Annotated in this window: 17 protein-coding genes; 10 read left to right on the forward strand and 7 right to left on the reverse strand. The window is 38.8% G+C overall.

Annotated features, from left to right (window positions below):
- Nucleotides 1-273 precede the first annotated feature (273 nt).
- Complete coding sequence (locus tag FBD94_RS09930; protein ID WP_136880102.1) at nucleotides 274-2,553, forward strand: glycosyltransferase family 4 protein; 2,280 nt, start codon at nucleotides 274-276, stop codon at nucleotides 2,551-2,553.
- Here FBD94_RS09930 and FBD94_RS09935 read toward each other — a convergent pair.
- Nucleotides 2,550-4,067, reverse strand: coding sequence for a glycoside hydrolase family 130 protein (locus FBD94_RS09935; protein WP_136880103.1), 1,518 nt, complete (start codon nucleotides 4,065-4,067; stop codon nucleotides 2,550-2,552). The two genes, FBD94_RS09930 and FBD94_RS09935, sit on opposite strands and share 4 nt — an antisense overlap.
- Before the next feature lie 378 nt (nucleotides 4,068-4,445).
- On the opposite strand from FBD94_RS09935, the gene FBD94_RS09940 reads away from it, so the two are divergent.
- Nucleotides 4,446-5,048 carry an outer membrane beta-barrel protein gene (locus FBD94_RS09940; RefSeq protein WP_136880104.1) on the forward strand — a complete coding sequence of 201 codons (603 nt, stop codon included), beginning with the start codon at nucleotides 4,446-4,448 and terminating at the stop codon, nucleotides 5,046-5,048.
- A 69-nt stretch (nucleotides 5,049-5,117) separates the two neighbouring features.
- Here the strand turns inward: FBD94_RS09940 and FBD94_RS09945 are convergent, their stop codons facing one another.
- On the reverse strand, nucleotides 5,118-7,631 hold the full coding sequence (locus FBD94_RS09945) for a S9 family peptidase (protein ID WP_136880105.1): 2,514 nt from the start codon (nucleotides 7,629-7,631) through the stop codon (nucleotides 5,118-5,120).
- 127 nt (nucleotides 7,632-7,758) lie between these two features.
- On the opposite strand from FBD94_RS09945, the gene FBD94_RS09950 reads away from it, so the two are divergent.
- On the forward strand, nucleotides 7,759-8,664 hold the full coding sequence (locus FBD94_RS09950; RefSeq protein WP_205945360.1) for a polysaccharide deacetylase family protein: 906 nt from the start codon (nucleotides 7,759-7,761) through the stop codon (nucleotides 8,662-8,664).
- A gap of 61 nt (nucleotides 8,665-8,725) precedes the next feature.
- Here the strand turns inward: FBD94_RS09950 and FBD94_RS09955 are convergent, their stop codons facing one another.
- Genes FBD94_RS09955 through FBD94_RS09965 form a run of 3 tightly spaced genes read right to left on the reverse strand, consistent with a single transcriptional unit; the run spans nucleotide 8,726 to nucleotide 10,372 of the window.
- Nucleotides 8,726-9,172: a 3-oxoacyl-ACP synthase gene (locus FBD94_RS09955; protein ID WP_136880106.1), complete on the reverse strand. Its 447-nt coding sequence runs from the start codon at nucleotides 9,170-9,172 to the stop codon at nucleotides 8,726-8,728.
- A gap of 3 nt (nucleotides 9,173-9,175) precedes the next feature.
- A complete protein-coding gene (locus tag FBD94_RS09960; protein ID WP_136880107.1) occupies nucleotides 9,176-9,754 on the reverse strand; it encodes a nitroreductase family protein in 579 nt (192 codons plus the stop codon).
- 51 nt (nucleotides 9,755-9,805) lie between these two features.
- Entirely contained in the window at nucleotides 9,806-10,372 is a 567-nt protein-coding gene (locus FBD94_RS09965; protein ID WP_136880108.1) for a hypothetical protein, read from the reverse strand.
- 91 nt (nucleotides 10,373-10,463) lie between these two features.
- Between FBD94_RS09965 and FBD94_RS09970 the strand changes: the two genes are divergently transcribed.
- Nucleotides 10,464-12,089 (forward strand): ABC-F family ATP-binding cassette domain-containing protein, encoded by a 1,626-nt coding sequence (locus FBD94_RS09970; RefSeq protein ID WP_136880109.1) that lies wholly within the window; start codon nucleotides 10,464-10,466, stop codon nucleotides 12,087-12,089.
- Between the two features lie 182 nt (nucleotides 12,090-12,271).
- Here the strand turns inward: FBD94_RS09970 and FBD94_RS09975 are convergent, their stop codons facing one another.
- Entirely contained in the window at nucleotides 12,272-13,225 is a 954-nt protein-coding gene (locus FBD94_RS09975; RefSeq protein WP_235884433.1) for an RpnC/YadD family protein, read from the reverse strand.
- 199 nt (nucleotides 13,226-13,424) lie between these two features.
- Here FBD94_RS09975 and FBD94_RS09980 point away from each other — a divergent pair, with 199 nt between their 5' ends.
- From FBD94_RS09980 to FBD94_RS10005, 6 genes are all read left to right on the forward strand, one after another.
- Entirely contained in the window at nucleotides 13,425-14,003 is a 579-nt protein-coding gene (locus FBD94_RS09980) for a Crp/Fnr family transcriptional regulator (RefSeq protein ID WP_225874800.1), read from the forward strand.
- A gap of 84 nt (nucleotides 14,004-14,087) precedes the next feature.
- Nucleotides 14,088-15,104, forward strand: coding sequence for an NAD-dependent epimerase/dehydratase family protein (locus FBD94_RS09985; RefSeq protein WP_136880110.1), 1,017 nt, complete (start codon nucleotides 14,088-14,090; stop codon nucleotides 15,102-15,104).
- A 233-nt stretch (nucleotides 15,105-15,337) separates the two neighbouring features.
- A complete protein-coding gene (locus FBD94_RS09990) occupies nucleotides 15,338-15,967 on the forward strand; it encodes an ABC transporter ATP-binding protein (RefSeq protein ID WP_131611139.1) in 630 nt (209 codons plus the stop codon).
- Nucleotides 15,964-17,229 carry an ABC transporter permease gene (locus FBD94_RS09995; protein WP_136880111.1) on the forward strand — a complete coding sequence of 422 codons (1,266 nt, stop codon included), beginning with the start codon at nucleotides 15,964-15,966 and terminating at the stop codon, nucleotides 17,227-17,229. The genes FBD94_RS09990 and FBD94_RS09995 overlap by 4 nt, the downstream gene beginning before the upstream one ends.
- A 23-nt stretch (nucleotides 17,230-17,252) precedes the next feature.
- A complete protein-coding gene (locus tag FBD94_RS10000) occupies nucleotides 17,253-17,696 on the forward strand; it encodes a hypothetical protein (RefSeq protein ID WP_136880112.1) in 444 nt (147 codons plus the stop codon).
- A gap of 2 nt (nucleotides 17,697-17,698) precedes the next feature.
- Complete coding sequence (locus FBD94_RS10005; protein ID WP_090780106.1) at nucleotides 17,699-18,118, forward strand: Fur family transcriptional regulator; 420 nt, start codon at nucleotides 17,699-17,701, stop codon at nucleotides 18,116-18,118.
- Here the strand turns inward: FBD94_RS10005 and FBD94_RS10010 are convergent.
- On the reverse strand, nucleotides 18,115-18,615 hold the full coding sequence (locus tag FBD94_RS10010; RefSeq protein ID WP_131611142.1) for an FKBP-type peptidyl-prolyl cis-trans isomerase: 501 nt from the start codon (nucleotides 18,613-18,615) through the stop codon (nucleotides 18,115-18,117). The genes FBD94_RS10005 and FBD94_RS10010 overlap by 4 nt on opposite strands.
- Nucleotides 18,616-18,621 lie beyond the last annotated feature (6 nt).

The raw sequence follows: 18,621 nt of genomic DNA on the forward strand, positions 1-18,621 counted from the left end.
TTGTGAGATAGAAATGAACATGATGCAAACTTAACAATTCAGCCCTGCATCGTCAAAATAAATTTAACAAATCGTCAACTCATCATTCATTTTATTCATATACTCTGTTTCTCCAAATAATAGTTGTTTCTAGATTCAATTTTTAACATCATTAATTACAAACTCGTTGAATTTTAGCCTAAGTGTACAGTCAAGATTATGTAAATAATACAAAATTCAGAACAATTCGACGGGAGGACTGTTGTACACGATACAAAAGAGTCAACAATCCATATGAAAATTGCTTATATAACCACTTATCCACCACGTGAATGTGGAATTGCTACGTTTAATCACAACCTACTCCGGGCAATTGGCTATGACAGAACTACGGTTTCTGATGATAGCTATGTAGTTGCATTGAATGATTCAGAGCATCTGGACACCTACGAGTATCCAGCAGAAGTTAAATATAAGATCCGACAAGAAGACCAAAAAGACTATAGCCGTGCAGCCGATTACATCAATACCAGTTTGGTGGATGCCTGCATTATGGAACATGAATTTGGCATTTATGGCGGTAAAGATGGAGTCTATATCCTTCCATTAATTGCAAAATTACAAAAACCTTTGGTTACCATTTTACATACGGTTTTAAAAGACCCGAGCTATATGCAACTGACAATTATCAGAGAAATAGCAAAACACTCCTCACGCATAGTAGTAATGAGCCACAGGGCGGTTGGTTTTTTAACAAGTATATATGGAATTTCATTCAACAAAATTCAGCTGATTGAACACGGTGTTCCTGATCTGGAAGCAGAAATAGATAATCCAGTAAAAAACTCCTTACCTTTTAAAAATAAAAAAGTACTGTTTACTTTCGGACTGATTAGTAGAAACAAAGGGTTAGAGACCGTAATTGAGGCCTTGCCGCAAATAGTTGCCAAAAACCCCAATGTGATGTATGTGGTGCTCGGCACTACACACCCTGGGGTAATCCGGAATTCGGGAGAAGAATATCGGGACAGTCTAAAAAAACTAGCCCGAAAGTTAGGCGTTGAAGACAACCTTACTTTTATCAATAAATTTGTATCAGAAAAGCAGTTGTTCGATTATCTAACAGCCTGTGATATGTACATCACCCCTTACTTAAACGAAGCCCAAATTACAAGCGGAACTTTATCGTATGCAATTGGTGCAGGTGCCGCTGTAATATCTACCCCGTACTGGCACGCCCAAGAACTACTGGCAGAAAACAGAGGCCGGTTATTTGATTTTAAAGACGCTGAAACCCTTGCTACAATTGTAAATGAATTATTTGAGGATGAAACCATGCTCAAACAACTTAAAGCAAATGCCTACAAATATGGCCTTAACTTGCGCTGGCCAGCTATCGGAAAAATATTTGTTGAGTTATTGGACGAAGCCATCCTAAAATCACTTTCTGAAAAAGAAGATACCGAAAGACAAATCATAGATCCGGATACTATGCCTTCTTTTAATTTGGCACATGTGCAGCGATTAACAGATGACACCGGCATTGTACAACATGCCAAATACGGCATTCCGAACCTTAAAGAAGGGTATTGTCTGGATGACAATGCCAGAGCGCTAATTATGGCGACCATGGCCCATCAACAAAATAAAAGTAAAGTCGCTTTAGAACTCCTGCCCGTTTACTTAAGTTACATTCAATACATGCAATGTGACGATGGCAGTTTCAGAAATTTCTTAAGCTTTACCAGAGAATACCTGGATGAACTGGGCTCAGAAGATTCTTTCGGACGCACCATTTGGTCCCTAGGCTACCTGATCAATAATACGCCCAATAACTCGTACCGTGAATTTGCACGAGAGTTATTTAACAAATCTGTCCCTCATTTTAAAAACCTGAAGCATCTAAGAGGCATTGCCAATACCATGATCGGCCTTTCCGACTACTTGAAAGCGCATCCTGGTGATGAACAGATCAGACACCAGTTTGACCAGCTCGCAGAACAACTTAAAGAAGCCTATAGGGAAAATGGACACGGACACTGGCAGTGGTTTGAGGAAAAAATGACCTATGACAATGCCATACTACCACTAGCTTTACTTTGCTATTATCAAACCAGCAAGGATGCTGAATCGCTTGGCATTGCATTGGAAAGCATGAAGTTTTTGAGTCAAAAAACCCTTTCTCATGGCTATTTAAATCCAGTAGGTAACGATGGCTGGCTGTACAAGGGCGGTCCGGAAATGGCCGTATACGATCAACAGGCTATTGAAACTATGGCGATGGTGTTGATGTACTTCAAAGCCTACGAAATTACCCATGACATCACTTACATTAAAAAGATGTACTTGTGTTACCAATGGTTTTTAGGAGAAAACAGTTTACACCTACCACTATTTGATCATGAAACCAAAGGTTGTGGCGACGGCTTACAACCAAATGGTGTAAACCGTAACCAAGGTGCAGAGAGTACCCTTGCCTACTGGATCTCACATTTAGTGGTATTAAAAGCACTAGAATTCGAATACATTCAGATCAGCGATTTGGTTTCTCCACAGAAACAGGTGTTAAATTAATCAGCAGAAAGTTCTTCTTCCGCCTCAACAATCACCTCACGTGGGATGGCACAGTTTGAACTTTTTAATTTATTCAATAAAAGATCAAGCTTAACCGTCGCAAAAGAAGAACAATAATCTGAAAGGCCATATGGGATAATGAGTTCGCCATTATGAATAATTGACCCGCAAGAATAAAGCACATTAGGAACGTACCCTTCGCGTTCGTCGGTATTTGGAATCACGAGCGGCTCATTTAAACGACCTATTTCAATAGATGGATCATTTAAATCAAATAAACTGGCACCTAAAACATAGCGGCGCATGGGCCCTACTCCATGTGTAATCAATAACCATCCAGCTTCCGTCTCAATGGGCGAACCACAATTGCCAATCTGTATAAACTCCCAGGGAAATACCGGCGATTGTAGCTTCACCGGATTGTCCCACACGGTTAATTTATCCGAATACATTAAATAATTGTTCCATCCATCTATCCGCGACATCATTGCATACTGACCATTGATTTTACGCGGAAACAAGGCCAGGTTTTTATTTTGAGCACCTACACCATGCAATGGACTGATTTTAAAATCATAAAAATCAGTGGTCTGTAGCAATTTAGGCATGATCATAGCGCCATCAAAGGCTGTATAAGTAGCGTAAAAGATCACACTGCCATCATCCTTCACAAAACGTACAAACCTCGCATCCTCAATCCCTTTACGTTCAAACTCTGAAATAGGAAAGATAACCCGGTCGGAGATGTCGGTGTCTCTGGAAAAACTAATCTCGTGATAAGTATCAGATAACCAGAGAATCTTATCATACTCCAGTTTCTTCAAATTATCTTCCTGCAAGCCCTTCCCATCTAAAATCACTTTCCTTAATGTTGAATAATCAAACTTCTCATTCAGCTTATTACCCATCTCATCTAAAATCTCTATATCGATCCTGGAATCTGCAGCCTTTTTAAGAAATAGCTTCTTGTTGTAAATGGCGTTTTTAATGATCTCTGCTTCATCAATATAATTCCCCGCTGGCATCACAGTGATATTGTGATCGCCATCTATCAGGGCCCTTCTAAACACCACTGAAGAGATATGACCTTCGCCTACCGCCCTGAAACTGATGATCAAGCGCTTTTCGCCCTCTACCAGATCAGACTGATCCGGATCTTCGACCACAGAAGGGTTAAAAAAAGCTGCTGACTCTATAGAATACTCATGTGTGAAATAAGAACCCAACAATAACTTTTCGTATTTATCAAGGGAGTCGAACTCGTAACCGGCCTTTTCTATACAGCCCTTTATCCTTTTACAATGGCGAGTCAGGATTTTAGTGATGTTACGATGCCGTTTAGAATATTCCTGTAATAAAGGAGAAATCAAGTTAAACACTTCTTTGGAGGAAAGCCCCATCACTTGCTTAACCACTTCCATCGCCCGCTCCTCTCCGTTAAAAAAGAATCGGGCTATAACCCGCTTAGGATCTGGGTATACTTTTATCGGTTTTCTTTCTATTAGCAATCTCATAACCCTATAACGCTTTAAAGGAACACAATGATTTATGAATTTAATGTTTTTTTTAAAACAAATCAATTCGCACTGCCTGTTTTTGTCAACATGTACGCTAAAAGAGACAACGAAACAACTGACATTATAATACAAAAAGTCAGAATGAATTATTTTACAGAGTCCAGATTTGTCATAATTTAAGTTGAATTGTCATTGCAAAATAATAAACATTAGAACGGAAAAACTTATCCTTCTACAAATTAACAAGTTACATAAAACCCTATTTATTAGACAAGAGAGCGGACATTTAGTTTGGCATACACATTGACTATATAACGTAAATGGTCAGGATATAAAAATAGAAAACGACCAGATTATAAATTAAAAAATAAGAAGATGAAAAAATTATTATTATCATTAGTTGCAGTTTCTGCATTCGCATTTAGCACTCAGGCTCAAACTGAAAAAGGAAAAATTATGGTAGGTGGTAGTGTTGGATTCAGCTCAGAAAAAGTTGATGGTGCCAACAAATCTGATTTCAGCTTTAATGTTGTTCCAAGTGCAGCATATTTTATCAGCGACAATTTTGCAATTGGTACAGGTGTAGGTTATACATATAATAAAGAAGTAAGTGATTTAAAATTAAACCAGGCTTTTAAAGTTGCGCCTTTCGGTCGTTACTATGTAGGTTTATCTGATCAATTTAAATTCTTTGGTCAGTTATCAGTTCCTATGTCATTTGGTAACGATAAAGCATTAGATGCTGATGGCAATACAGGTGCTAAAACAGGTACTACAACTGATATAGGTGTAAATATTGCTCCGGGATTTGCGTTCTTCCCAACTAAAAGAATTGGTATCGAATTCTCAGTTAACGGACTAGGTTACAACAACGCACAGTTTAAAAATGAATTAACAGGTATTAAAACTAAAACCAATTCATTTGGTTTAGAAGCCGACACTTTTGCCCCTAAATTGGGTGTGCAGTTCCATTTCTAAGAAAGCTAGTTACAAACAGATTATTTTGGTTAAGAAAAAGGCCCTTTGCAATTGCAAGGGCCTTTTCGTTTATCGTTTCTGCTCAACCTCTCTATCCATCTCTACAATATTTGCCTGACCGACTTGTGAAAAATCTCCGATCAGGTATTTATTAAAGTGATCGGCAAGCTTCCAGAAAGTATATTCTGTCAGGTCGCCAAAACCATGTCGCTGACCCGGAACGATCACCAATTCAAATCTTTTCCCTGCCTTCATCAGCGCATTGGCAACCCTAATGGTATTTGCCGGATGTACATTATTATCAACATCTCCAGTCATCAACAGCAAATTCCCTTTTAGGTTTTTAGCCAAATCAGGATTCTTATCAATGCTATAAGTAAATGTAGTGTCCCCTTTTGCTGATACAACTTCTTTCACACCGTGATGCTTTTCACTCCACCACCGGTTATAAATACTATTGTCGTGATTCCCAGCATTAGATACCGCCGCTTTAAAGAAATCAGGATAAACAAGCATGGCAGCGGTAGACATAAAACCACCACCAGAGTGTCCTGTAATCCCAACTTTATTGGCATCAATAAATGAATACCTGTCAGCAAGCTGCTCTACCGCAGCTTTTTTATCTGCCAAACCATAATCCCTTAAATTCCCATAACCATAGGTATGGTACCATTTTGAACGTGCAGGATTTCCGCCACGGTTGCCCACAGTAACCACAATATATCCAAACTGAGCCAATCTATCAGTCCGATCCATACTCTTGGTAAATGCTTTGTTCACAGCCTCTGTCTGTGGTCCTGGATAAACATACTCAATCACGGGATATTTCTTATTGGGATCAAAATCAAAAGGCTTATACATCACTCCGTAAATATCCGTAATCCCATCATCGGCTTTTACCTTAAAAGGTTCAGGGAATTTATAACCAGAAGCCATTAGTAAAGACAAATCGGCAGTCTCCAGATTCATCACCACCCGGCCATTATTATCCATCAATACGGATTTAGGGACAGTATTGACTCTTGAAAAATTATCGACAAAGAATTTAGCTTCATCATTCATGCTGATGGCATGATCAAAATCCCCAGCATTTAACAATTTCAGTCCCGACCCATCAAAATTAATGCGGTACAGATGTACATAATAAGGATCTTCTTTAACCTCCCTGCCATTGGCAGTAAAGTAAAGCACTCTATTTTTTGCATCTACGTTGATAATTTCCTCGCAGTGGAAAGCACCTTTTGTGATCTGGTTTTTCAGTTTACCATTGCCATCAAACAAGTAAAAATGTGCCCAACCATCACGTTCCGACCAATGAATCAATTCCTTACCATCATTGACCAAACCTGGTCGGTTCACCTCTACATACGTATTAAAACGTTCGTCAACCAATGGCGTAACTATACCTGTATGAATATCAACCATACACACATCGATGCGTTTTAAGTCTCTGCTGGTACGTTGAAAGTATACCTTAGTGTTGTTACCAAGCCAAATAGACGGCCTAAATTCATTATCGCGATCCTTATTCAATAAAGGCGCTCCCCACACCGATACTGTTTGATCTTTAAAAGCTGCAGTGTTCAGTTTTTTGTAGCTTTTTGCTGCAAAATCGAAAAGCAGGATTTCAGTGTTAGGCGCTTCCTTTTCACCCGGCATCTGGTATTTATAAGTCTCTAGCGTTGGTCTGCCCGCTGCCACATTGTTAATTACCCAAAGGTCTTTTACCTTACGGGAATCACTTCTGTTCAGCACAAAATGCTTTGAATCTGGCGACCACATCACATTAGCAGCTCTTCTTTTCTTATTGTTCTTTTCGTTTTCCTCGTTATTTTCTCCATCCCCATTGGCACCATAAGGATAGAATTTAACACCATCCTTAGTCAGCTGATGCTCGACAATGGTACTATCCTCCTCATTCTTAACTGCCTTTTTGTAGTTCTCCTTATCCATCCAGTACAGGTTAAAGTTTCTCGAAAAAACAATTGCTGAAGAATCAGGTGCTACAGATCCCCAGCTTGGCTTGGCCTTAGGTTTTGTGTAGTTCGGAATTTCAGTTACTTTAGATTTGCTGATCTCATAGTTAAAATAAAAGATCTTCTTTTGCATAGAATCCGCCGCTTTCTTATCCTTACGGTCCTTCTTTAATTCCTCTATCGTACTCTTCACTTCAAAAGTGATGTGCTGCTCATCGGCAGAGAACTTTAAATTTTCTAATGGCAGGTGCTGCGCATCAAAAGGATCTCTGACGATGTTAGTGATTGCGGCAGCTAGCACTGCATTGTCGAATATTTTACGTTTGTTTTTACTTGTAGGGTCCACCAGGTACCATTCTTTACCCGCTGGTGTTTCATACTCATACCAGAAACGCTTACTTAGCTTAAGCCAATGTGGATCCACGGCGGTGGTATAGATCAATTTTTTTAGCTTATTGGGTGAATATCTGGAAGCCAGTTGGTAATTCGCCTTTGGGCCAGATTGCAGCGTTTCTGTAATGGTAAATGTTTTGGTTTGTGCCTTTACACTCAAATCAACAGAGAGCACAGTAAGTACTGCAGCCAGTGGCAGATAAAGTTTGTTCATTATAAATAAAGTTATGCCGATAAAAATATTGATTAATCTATTGCAAGGGCTAAAATTCTTTGTAATAAATGCGATAGCTATCTTTTATTAAGTTTGATTTTTTAGTTTTGTATCAAATAATGAACCTATGAATAAGCATTTCTTACCCTTTATCGCCGCAGCGGTAATTCTTACTGCCGGCTGCCAGTCTAAGTCGCAATCCAGTGCAGGTGCAACTGATAAAGTAGCCCTTGCTGCAGGGGAAACATCAGCAGATAGTACGGCAACAAGTTCAGAAACTGAGCAAGCACCTGCTGTTGACGTTTCGAAAATAAAAGTTGCGGATGCAAAGACTATTCTGGCCCGTAAGCAAGTTCCAATATTATGTTACCACCAGGTGCGTGACTGGAAGCCTAGAGATGGAAAAGTAGGTAAGGATTATATTGTAGAAGTTCAGAACTTCAAGAATCAGGTTAAAATGCTAGCCGATAGCGGGTATCATTCTATTTTACCAGATCAACTATATGCTTATCTAAATACTGGTGCTCCATTACCTTCTAAACCGATCATGTTTACTTTTGATGATACAGATATGGATCAGTTTACCGTTGCCGCACCAACACTTAAAAAGTACGGCTATAAAGCTGTATATTTTATCATGACAGTTTCTATTGGCAAAAAAGGGAAGTTTGTAGATTACATGACCAAAGAACAGATCAAACAACTTTCTGATGAAGGTAACGTGATCGGTAGTCATACTTACGACCATAAAAACTTTAAAAAATATCAAGGTAAGGACTGGGAAGAGCAATTAGATAAGCCAACCAAGAAATTAGAAGAAATTACAGGTAAGAAAATGACAGAATTCGCATATCCTTTTGGATTGTGGAATGCTGAAGGTATCCCTGAGCTTAAAAAACGTGGTTTCAGAATGGCTTTCTCATTGGCTGACAAACGCGATCAGAATGATCCCTTATTTACGGTTAGAAGAATCATCGCAAGCGGATACTGGAGCCCTAGAACATTACATAACAGCATCGTTAAGAGCTTTTAAAAATTACGAAAATACAAAAAGCGCCTGTATCACAAGAAATCATGATACAGGCGCTGTTGCATTAAGCTATATCCTCAATTAAGTAAGTTTTACCGTTAAAATCAAAGCTGTCTTTCTTTTTCTTACCCAGCATCAGTTTACCGATTGGTGAAGCTGCCGAAATAGCGAAGACAGTTTTGCCTTCGGACAGGAGCTGACCGGCACTGATACTAATGTAAAAGATACCTTGATTGGTATAAACCAAACTTCCACCTCTAATACTATCAGTTACGGATGTATGTCCAATAGATTCCAGCACTTTTCTATTGTCTTCCGCATCAATCAACAGTCGCTTGTTGCGGTCAATATCCTGTTGCATCATTTCCCGGCTGGTCTCATATTTATCGCCCGCACTACTCTTGGTATCGTCATTACTGGCCTCACGTGCCTGTTTGAGCGCTGTTTCAGCAGTTTCAATTCTTTGTTCAATAAACTTTAAACAAAGCTGGTACAAATTTTCCTTATTCATAAACTACGACTCTACCCATTTAATTTTCTCTTCTATTGGCGTACGCTTAGCGGCTCTAGGTTCTTCGTTATGATAACCCATATAAAAGAGGCCAAAACATTTTTCCGTTGTACCTAAGTTAAGATATTCTTTCAAATCTGCAATCATGCCTGGCGAACTCCAATAAGCGCCAACCTTCAACGCTTCGGCAGTAAGCGCCATATTTTGTACAGCACAGGCCAAAGCGGCTAACTCTTCCCATTCAGGAACTTTATCCGAATTTAATTTCGCATTTAAAGTGATGATACAACTGGATTGCTCGGCTTTTTCTACGATGCTATCCTGTTTTTTCTGCAGAAACTGATGTGCAGGAGTTGTTTCTTTATAAAGACGTGCCAGTTCCTTTCCTAGTTTTATTTTCCCCTCATTTCTGAATACAATGAAACGCCAAGGCTCAGTAAGTTTATGTGTTGGTGCATAATTGGCACTTTCCAGGATTTGTTTAATTACTGCTACAGGCACTTCCTGTTCCGTATAGCTAATAGGAAATATACTTCTCCTGCGTTGTATAATGTTGGTTAAAACCGTTATTTCTTCTTCCATAATTCATCTTATCGAGCGCCTCTTTATTGCAAAAATAGAATTTCTTTCTTATTATTTCCCTGCTCCCTTTTTCAGTTGCTTTTTGACCATTTTAGCCCTTGCAAAAAAGGCAATGCTCTCTACGCCCATTAAGTAATCAATCGTCTCCATAAGATCTTCTTTAATCCAGTCGTACTGCGGCACCAGATTTGCCAGTGCTTGCATACAATGTACTTTAGTGGCAACAAGCGTCTCTGGGTCGACCAACCAGATAAACAGAACCTCAATTACTGGTTCAAAATCGGTCTGCTTTGCGATATCCTGATAAATTTGATTTGCTTTCCTATCGGTCATAAGCGATACAATCTTAGCATAATGGCGCATAGCAGAAGGATTTTTCTGCGTAGGCAACAGCTCAAGTAGCCTGCCTACGTACTCACTAAAACTAACAGGTTTATTGCTCATGATGTATTCCAACATCCATGCAGCCCTAAAGGCAATCTCCTTCTTTTTATGAAAGCTAGCGTCAAACAAATCGCCAATATCCAGGTCATGATCTTCAATCATAGCTGTTAAATTGATCACCATTTGAAGCTTCATTGACTCGTCTAACCTTGCAATTAATTCTTCCTTATCCACAATTGTAAAATTCTAAATATCAAAACAAATATACGCTCATGAAAACCATTTTATAAATTATACCTACCTTTGCGACTTATTTTTCAACAATATGATTTCAGTTTCTAATTTATCACTCCGTTACGGAAAGAGAACTTTATTTGAAGATGTTAACTTAAAATTTAACCAGGGCAACTGCTATGGGGTAATTGGAGCTAACGGCGCAGGTAAATCTACTTTCCTTAAAATTTTATCTGGTGAAGTGAACCAAACTTCTGGTAGCGTAGCTTTTACCCCCGGAGAACGCATGGCGGTTTTAAAACAAAACCACTATGAATTTGATGAATTTAGCGTAATCGAATGTGTAATGATGGGCCACAAGGAATTGTACGACATCATGAAAGAGAAAGATGCCATTTATCTAAAGGAAGATTTTTCTGATAAAGATGGTGAGCGTGCAGGTGAACTGGAAAACAGATTTGCTGAAATGGATGGTTGGAACATGGAAAGCAACGCTGCTACCATGCTGAGCAACCTTGGTATAAAAGAAGAACATCATTATAAGCAACTAAAAGAATTAGATGGTAACCAAAAAGTACGTGTGTTATTGGCACAGGCCCTATTTGGTAATCCTGATATATTATTACTGGATGAGCCAACCAACGATTTGGACATTGATACCATCGCATGGTTAGAGAATTTCCTTGCCGATTATCAAAGCATCGTATTGGTTGTATCTCACGATAGGCACTTTTTAGATGCGGTTTGTACGCATATTGTAGACATCGACTTTAGCAAAATGAGTATTTACTCTGGTAACTACAGCTTCTGGTATGAGTCGAGTCAACTGGCTTTAAAACAACGTGGCGACCAGAATAAAAAACTGGAAGAGAAAGTTAAAGAATTGCAGGAGTTTATTCAGCGCTTTAGTGCCAATGCTTCTAAATCTAAACAGGCTACTTCCCGTAAAAAGGCTTTGGATAAAATCGATATTTCGGAGATTAAAGCTTCAAGCCGTAAATACCCTGCTATCCTATTCAACAATTTAGGTAGAGAAGCTGGTGACCAGATTTTACAGGTAGAGAATTTATCTTGTACTTTAAATGGTGACGTGATGTTTAAGGATGTCAACTTCATGGTTAATAAAGGTGATAAGATTGCGATCCTTTCTCAAAATAGTTTAGCTACCACTGCATTTTACAATGTACTTACCGGGCGCGAAAAGAATTATACTGGTGAATTTAAGTTTGGTGTAACCATTAATACGGCCGACATCCCAAATGACAACTCTCCTTATTTTGAAGGTAAAGATGAGAATCTTGTGAACTGGTTGCGCGAGTATTCTGGTACGGATCAGGACGAGCAATTTGTAAGGAGCTTTTTAGGTAGAATGCTTTTCTCTGGTGAAGAGGTATTGAAAAATGTAAAGGTATTATCAGGTGGTGAAAAGATGCGTTGTATGTTCTCACAAATGATGTTGAAACATGCGAACTTGTTAATGTTTGATGAGCCAACGAATCACTTGGATCTAGAGTCAATCACCGCTTTAAACAACGGAATGAAAGATTTTAGAGGAACCGCATTGTTTACTTCACGAGATCACGCGTTAACTGAATCTGTTGCTACACGCGTTATTGAATTGACACCTAAAGGTGCGATTGATAAGATGATGACGTATGATGAGTATATCACTAGTCCTGATGTTGCGGAGTTGAGAGCCAAAATGTATTCAAAATAATCCGTTCTATTCACAGTCTGGAATCTTTTGCCCTGAAGAGGGACAAAATTTTCCTAGGCCTGTTCACAGAAGGAATATTTTGTTTTAATACTGCACCAAGTATGGGGTGCTAAAAAAAACAGTCTGCATCGTTAATCAAGATATGACGCAGGCTGTTTTTTTGTAATGTCTTTTAGAAGGAGTTAGAGTGTTTTAATCTTCTTGACGGCGATTTTGGTTGTTTTGGCTATAAAGTCAACGCTAAGCCCTTCCTTTTTAAGCTCTCTTGCAACTTCAATCCGGCCTTGAGTAATCCCTTGTTCAACTCCTTGCTTTGTCGCTCTATCCAATAATAATTCTTCTATTCCCATTGTTTCAGTTCTTCCTGTGATTTGTTCAACCTCTTGTTCAAATATATTGTTAAATTCCTCTGTTTCAAAACGCACATAATGTCTCAAAAAGTTCATTACGTGCTTTATTTTATCCATTTTAAAGCCCTTGTTGTGTAGAGCCTTAAGTATGGCCTGTTTTATGGTAAGCAGTGACCGATCTCTTTCCCCTTTGTTCACAATACGACTGATTTTGAAAGCTGCTTTAGCAATCAATACCACTAAGGCGAATGGATTATTGCTACTTAGTAGTTGTTCATCATTTTGATTGGAGATTTTGTAAGTATTAAATTCATAAAGCAGTCTGGTACCTAAAAATTTTCTTTCGTAGCGATTTGACCTTTCTACTTTAAATGGGTCAGTAAAAATTGCGTAAGCTGTTATTGGTTTATGGTGCTTGTCCCAAATTCTGTAATTGTAGGTATACATCCGCTCGCTAAAATTTTTCTGGTATTTGCCTTGCACTTCAACATGAAGCAAGATCCACTCTTCCTTTCCATCAATAGTGTATAATTTCACCAACTTATCGACTACTTTGGAAGAGAATAAATCTTCTCCTAAAGGAGAAACTTGTTCAAGTTCTTTATCAAGAAATTCAAAGCCTTTATTAAAGTCGAAAATTTTATTTGCATCAGGGTGCATGAAACACAAAAAATCCTCGAAAACATCCTCTAGTATCCCTTTCCAAAGTAGATCATCCTTTCGTCTGATCCTTTTTCGAGGTGAGTCTTGTGGCTGGGCTGTGATTTGGGTTAAATTTTCCTGCATTATATTCAGTTGTAAACTTCGCAGGAATAATTCAATTAAAAAAACAAACCACACACTTTAATTGAAAATTAACCACCAATTAAGTTAAATAAAAATTGTAATTATTAAACTACTGAATATATCACTGTGTTAAATCCTAGGATCAAAATAATCCTTTCTATTATTTCCCAGCCTCGGCGAAGAATGTTTTACATTTGTTATGATGATCGATAAGTTTTTAAATTTTATTGCCACAAGAATTGCATTAACGGATACTGATATAGCCCTTTGTAAAAAATATTTTGAACCGGTATTGCTTCCTAAAAACAGGATTCTTGAAGAAGAAGGCAAAGTTCCGAAATATCTCTACTACATTGTATCTGGATACTTACGCTTATTTCATTATAATAAAAATGGAGATGAGGTAACTACGCATATCAACTGCCCTCCGGGATTCTTCACATCCTACTCCAACTTCATCAACGAGACAAAATCCGATGAAAATGTGGAGTGCATCACGGAATGCGAGTTGCTCCGGATTACTAAAAATGATCTCGATGAAATCACTTCTAAAAGTTCCTCAATAAAGGATTTCAGTATTTTTGTCTTTCAGCAATCTCTTACTTATAACGAAAAGAGATCAAGAGAGCTTGGAACCTTATCCGCTGAACAACGCTACCGAAAACTAATGGAAGAACATCCAGATATTTTATATAATGTACCAATTTCATATATAGCCTCCTTCCTGGGTATGAAAGCTGAAAGCCTGAGTCGCATACGCCGGAAAATGACTAGCTGATTTTCAAAACCCCATTAACTAACAAAAGTCAAGTAGATTCGAATACAGGCTCCTGAACTTTGTCTGATATTAAAAGAATATATTATGACACAAAAAGGTTTAGCCTTAGTATCCGGAGCAAATGGACATTTGGGCAACAATTTAATTCGCTTCTTGATCAAAAAAGGGATACCTGTAAGGGCGACTGTAAGAAATATAAAAAACAAAGCGCCTTTTACAGGGCTGGATTGTGAAGTGATCCAGGCCGATATTACAGATAAAGCATCATTTATAAGCGCATTACGGGGAGTCGAAACCTTTTATGCTGTGGGTGCCTCATTCAAACTTTGGGCAAAAGATCCCAAAAAGGAAATCTACGATGTCAATATTCAGGGTACAAGAAACACCATTGAAGCCGCAGCTGAAGCAGGTGTAAAACGTATTGTGTATGTCAGCTCCATTGCCGCCTTGGATTATACTAAGCTGCCAACAAAAGAAAGTTACGGCTATAATAACGATCGTAGGGACATGTACTACAATTCAAAAAACGATGGCGAAATAATGGCATTCCATCTGGCAAAATCACTTGGAATTGAATTGGTGTCAATTATGCCCTCCGCAATGATTGGCAGTGAAGCTTTTCTACCCTTGAATGTTTCCTATGGTATCCTAAAACTAATATTGAACAAGGAAATTCCGGTTGACACCAAGATCGCTCTGAACTGGATAGACGTAAAAGACGTGGCAGAAGGTTGTTATCTTGCAGCAATCAAAGGACGGGACGGGGAACGTTATATTCTCGCTAATGAACAATGTATGACTATTACCGATACGAGTTTACTTGCCAACAAGCTATATCCAGAACTGAAATTGAAAGTGCCAGCAGCTGTTCCCAAACCTTTACTATTCGCTATTGCGGGACTAATGGAATTTATAGCGAAATTAAATGGAAAAGCTCCTTTATTGACAAGAAAGGATATTGCGATGTTCTCTGGTCTGCAGCAAAATTTCGACATTTCAAAGGCCCGAACCGAATTAGGCTTTAATCCGAAAAAACCAGAACTGGCAGTTGAAGAAGCATTAAAATATTTGATGGAAAACAAACAATTGCTTGGAAAATAAAGCGGTCATAAGATAATTTTGATGGCAGTAGCAAATACTTTACATGAATAGTATATGCAATTAAATTGCATATACTATTTTTGTGTAGAACACACATCGTATGAACAAGAAATTATTATTAGGCGCGCTATTAGTATTTGTAAGCATGATCAACCCAGGTTGCAAGCACGGTAAGGTAGACAGCACAAAACATGCTGTAAAATGTACAAGTAGCCATATCAATAAATAACATTATGATTTCATTAAAATCCGTTTCCCACGAGTATCCTGGTGGGCATCGCATTGCGTTTAAAGACTGGCAGATCAACCATGGCGACCAATGGTTGTTGTTAGGTGAGTCGGGCAGTGGAAAGACTACCCTCCTACACGTACTAACGGGTATACTTAAACCTTCGGCTGGAGAAGTCCGGATTAATGAAACTTCCATTTATGGATTATCTTCTAAAGCGCTAGATCAGTTTAGAGGGCGAAATATTGGGATTATATTTCAGCGTCCTCATTTGATCAAAAGTTTAAGTATTACAGACAACCTGGTACTTGCACAAAGTTTCGCAGGACTACCAACTGATTTAGACCGGGTAAATGAGGTTTTAACCTCATTGGGTATTGCAAACAAGAAAAAAGCTTACCCAAATGAGCTTAGTCAGGGGCAACTACAACGTGTTTCTATTGCACGAGCGGTAATTAATAAACCTGAACTGCTGATCGCAGATGAGCCTACATCCAGTCTGGACGATAAAAATGCGGCAGCGGTATTGGAGCTTTTACTTCAGCAATCAGGTATTAACCAGGCCACATTGGTCGTTGCTACCCACGACAAAAGAGTTAAAGATGCATTTACAAATACTTACGAATTAGCATGAGCCCATTAAAAATCAGCTGGAAAAGCTTATGGTCTAAGCCCCTTTCTTCGGCATTAAACATTATGCTGATTGCCTTTGGAACGGGAATTTTAACCATTCTACTACTGGCATCTACTCAGATTAGTGAAAAATTAGACAACAACTCAAAAGATATCGATTTGGTGGTAGGTGCCAAGGGCAGTCCGCTGCAATTAATTTTAAGCAGTATTTACTATATAGATTTTCCAACTGGAAACATCCCATTAAAAGAAGCGATGGAGCTGGCCCGTAGTCCTTTTGTAAAGCGCGCTGTACCCTTAGCTTTAGGCGACAATTACAACGGTACACGCATCGTTGGTACCGACAGCAATTTTGTAAGTCTTTATCAATTAAAAACGGCTCAGGGAAAGTTCTGGCAAAAAGATTTTGAAGCGGCTATTGGTGCTACAGTTGCTAAAAACCAAAACTTGAAAATTGGAGATACTTTTTATGGTGCACATGGTTTATCAAGTAGCAGTGATGTACACAAGAGCCATCCTTATGTTGTATCCGGCATTCTGACCCCACAGGGAAATGTAACCGATAACCTGATCCTGACCAATGTAGCCAGTGTTTGGAAAATGCATGATGAACATGAAGACCATGACCATGATGCAAAAGAGGCGCATGAACACGAAGCACATGATCACAAAGCACACGAAGGACATGACCATGAGGCCGACGATCACTCAAATGATCAATCGCGCGAGTTGACTTCCCTATTGATTCAATATCGGTCGCCCATGTCAGTAGCCATGTTCCCAAGGCTTGTAAACGAAACCACAAATATGCAAGCTGCTTCTCCTGCACAAGAAAGCACACGCCTTTTCTCGCTAATTGGCGTGGGGGTAGACACGCTTCAGTGGTTCGCTATACTCATTATGTTCATTGCAGCCATCAGTGTATTCGTAAACCTTTATAACTCTTTAAAAGAGCGCAATTATGACCTGGCCATTATGCGTACGCTAGGTGCTTCAAGAACAAAATTATTCCTCATCGTTATTGCCGAAGGTATTATGCTCACTTTAGCAGGTACCATCATTGGGATATTACTGGGACATTTGGTATTAGAGTTTATTGGCAGCAATCAAGAGAGCAGTCAGGCCCAGCTAAGTGGCTTTGTTTTACTTTACAATGAAATATACCTATTTGTTGCCGGGCTTGCTATTGGTATATTTGCTGCTATAATCCCTGCGATACAGGCTTACAGGTCTAACATTTCGAAGATATTAGCTAAGAACTAGAAATTTATTATAAAATAGATACAATGATGATGAAGAGAATGATATTGGTGGTTTTACTTTTTACAGGCTTTGCCGTTAAAGCACAACACAATCCTAACGATCAGATTAACTCGGATAACTGGGATGTTGTAGGCGGCGTAGACTTTAAAATTGTTAAGGACACCGAAATGCAGGCCATTTTTTCACCTGAAATAAAAAAGTACGCCAATAAACCATTTGAACTAGAAGGCTACATTGTACCGATTAAAGATGGAATGAAGCAAACTAAGTTTATGCTATCTACCCTTCCTATCAATCAGTGTTTTTATTGCGGAAAAAATGGTGTACCTATTATGGTGCTGGTAGAAATGACAGAGCCTATCAAGTTTACGTACAAAACGGTAACGATCAAGGGGACGTTAAAGTTAAACTCAGGCAATGCGATGGACAATCCGCCTATTGCATTGATTGCCGCTAAAATAATATAACCATGAATATCAATCCGGTAAGCATATTAAAAGAGCATGATTTAAAACACACCAAACAAAGAGTGCGCGTTTTAGAAGAGATTGCTTTAGATTCAGTAGCCATTTCACAACCCGACCTGGAGAAAAAACTAGGTAAGGAGATTGATCGGGTAACGTTGTACCGGATATTAAATACTTATCAGGAGAAGGGAATCCTACACAGGATTATGGATATGAATGGAACCGCCAATTATGCGGTCTGTACCTCTTCCTGCTCAGAAGATCACCACCATGATGAACACGTACATTTCAACTGTACAAATTGCAATAAGATTTACTGCTTAGAAGTAGAGGCGCCAAGAATTAAGATGCCGAAAGGATTTACCGCAAAAACCGTAAGCTCTATTGCTTACGGCATTTGCGAAAAATGTAATGCTATTTAGTGACCAGAATGGCCGTCAGCGCCATGTGCATGACCGTGAGCTAATTCATCTTGAGTAGCTTCACGTACTGCCAATATCTCACCTGCAAAAATCAGGTCTTTACCAGCCATAGGGTGATTCAAATCAACGTTAACCACAGTTTCATGGATAGCTGTAACACCAGCTCTGAAATGATTTCCTTGGTTATCTTGTAAAGGAATTACATCACCAACAGCAGGTAAACCAGCTTCTTTAAACATATCGATTGGCAAGTCAGCAAATGCTCCCGGATCAATTTCTCCGTAGCCATCAGCTGCAGAAAGTTCGAAACCATAAGAATCGCCAACATTTAAACCAGCCAAATGCTCTTCAAATTTTGGAAGCATCATTCCTGTACCATATAAAAAAACTAATGGATTTTCTTTATCCGTTTTTTCTACAAAAACTTGTTGTCCTTCTTCATTAGTCGTATGCAATTCGTACGTTAATGATACTACTGTATTGGGTTTAATACTCATTGTGAT

Source organism: Pedobacter hiemivivus, assembly GCF_005144565.1.
Classification (GTDB): Bacteria; Bacteroidota; Bacteroidia; order Sphingobacteriales; family Sphingobacteriaceae; genus Pedobacter; species Pedobacter hiemivivus.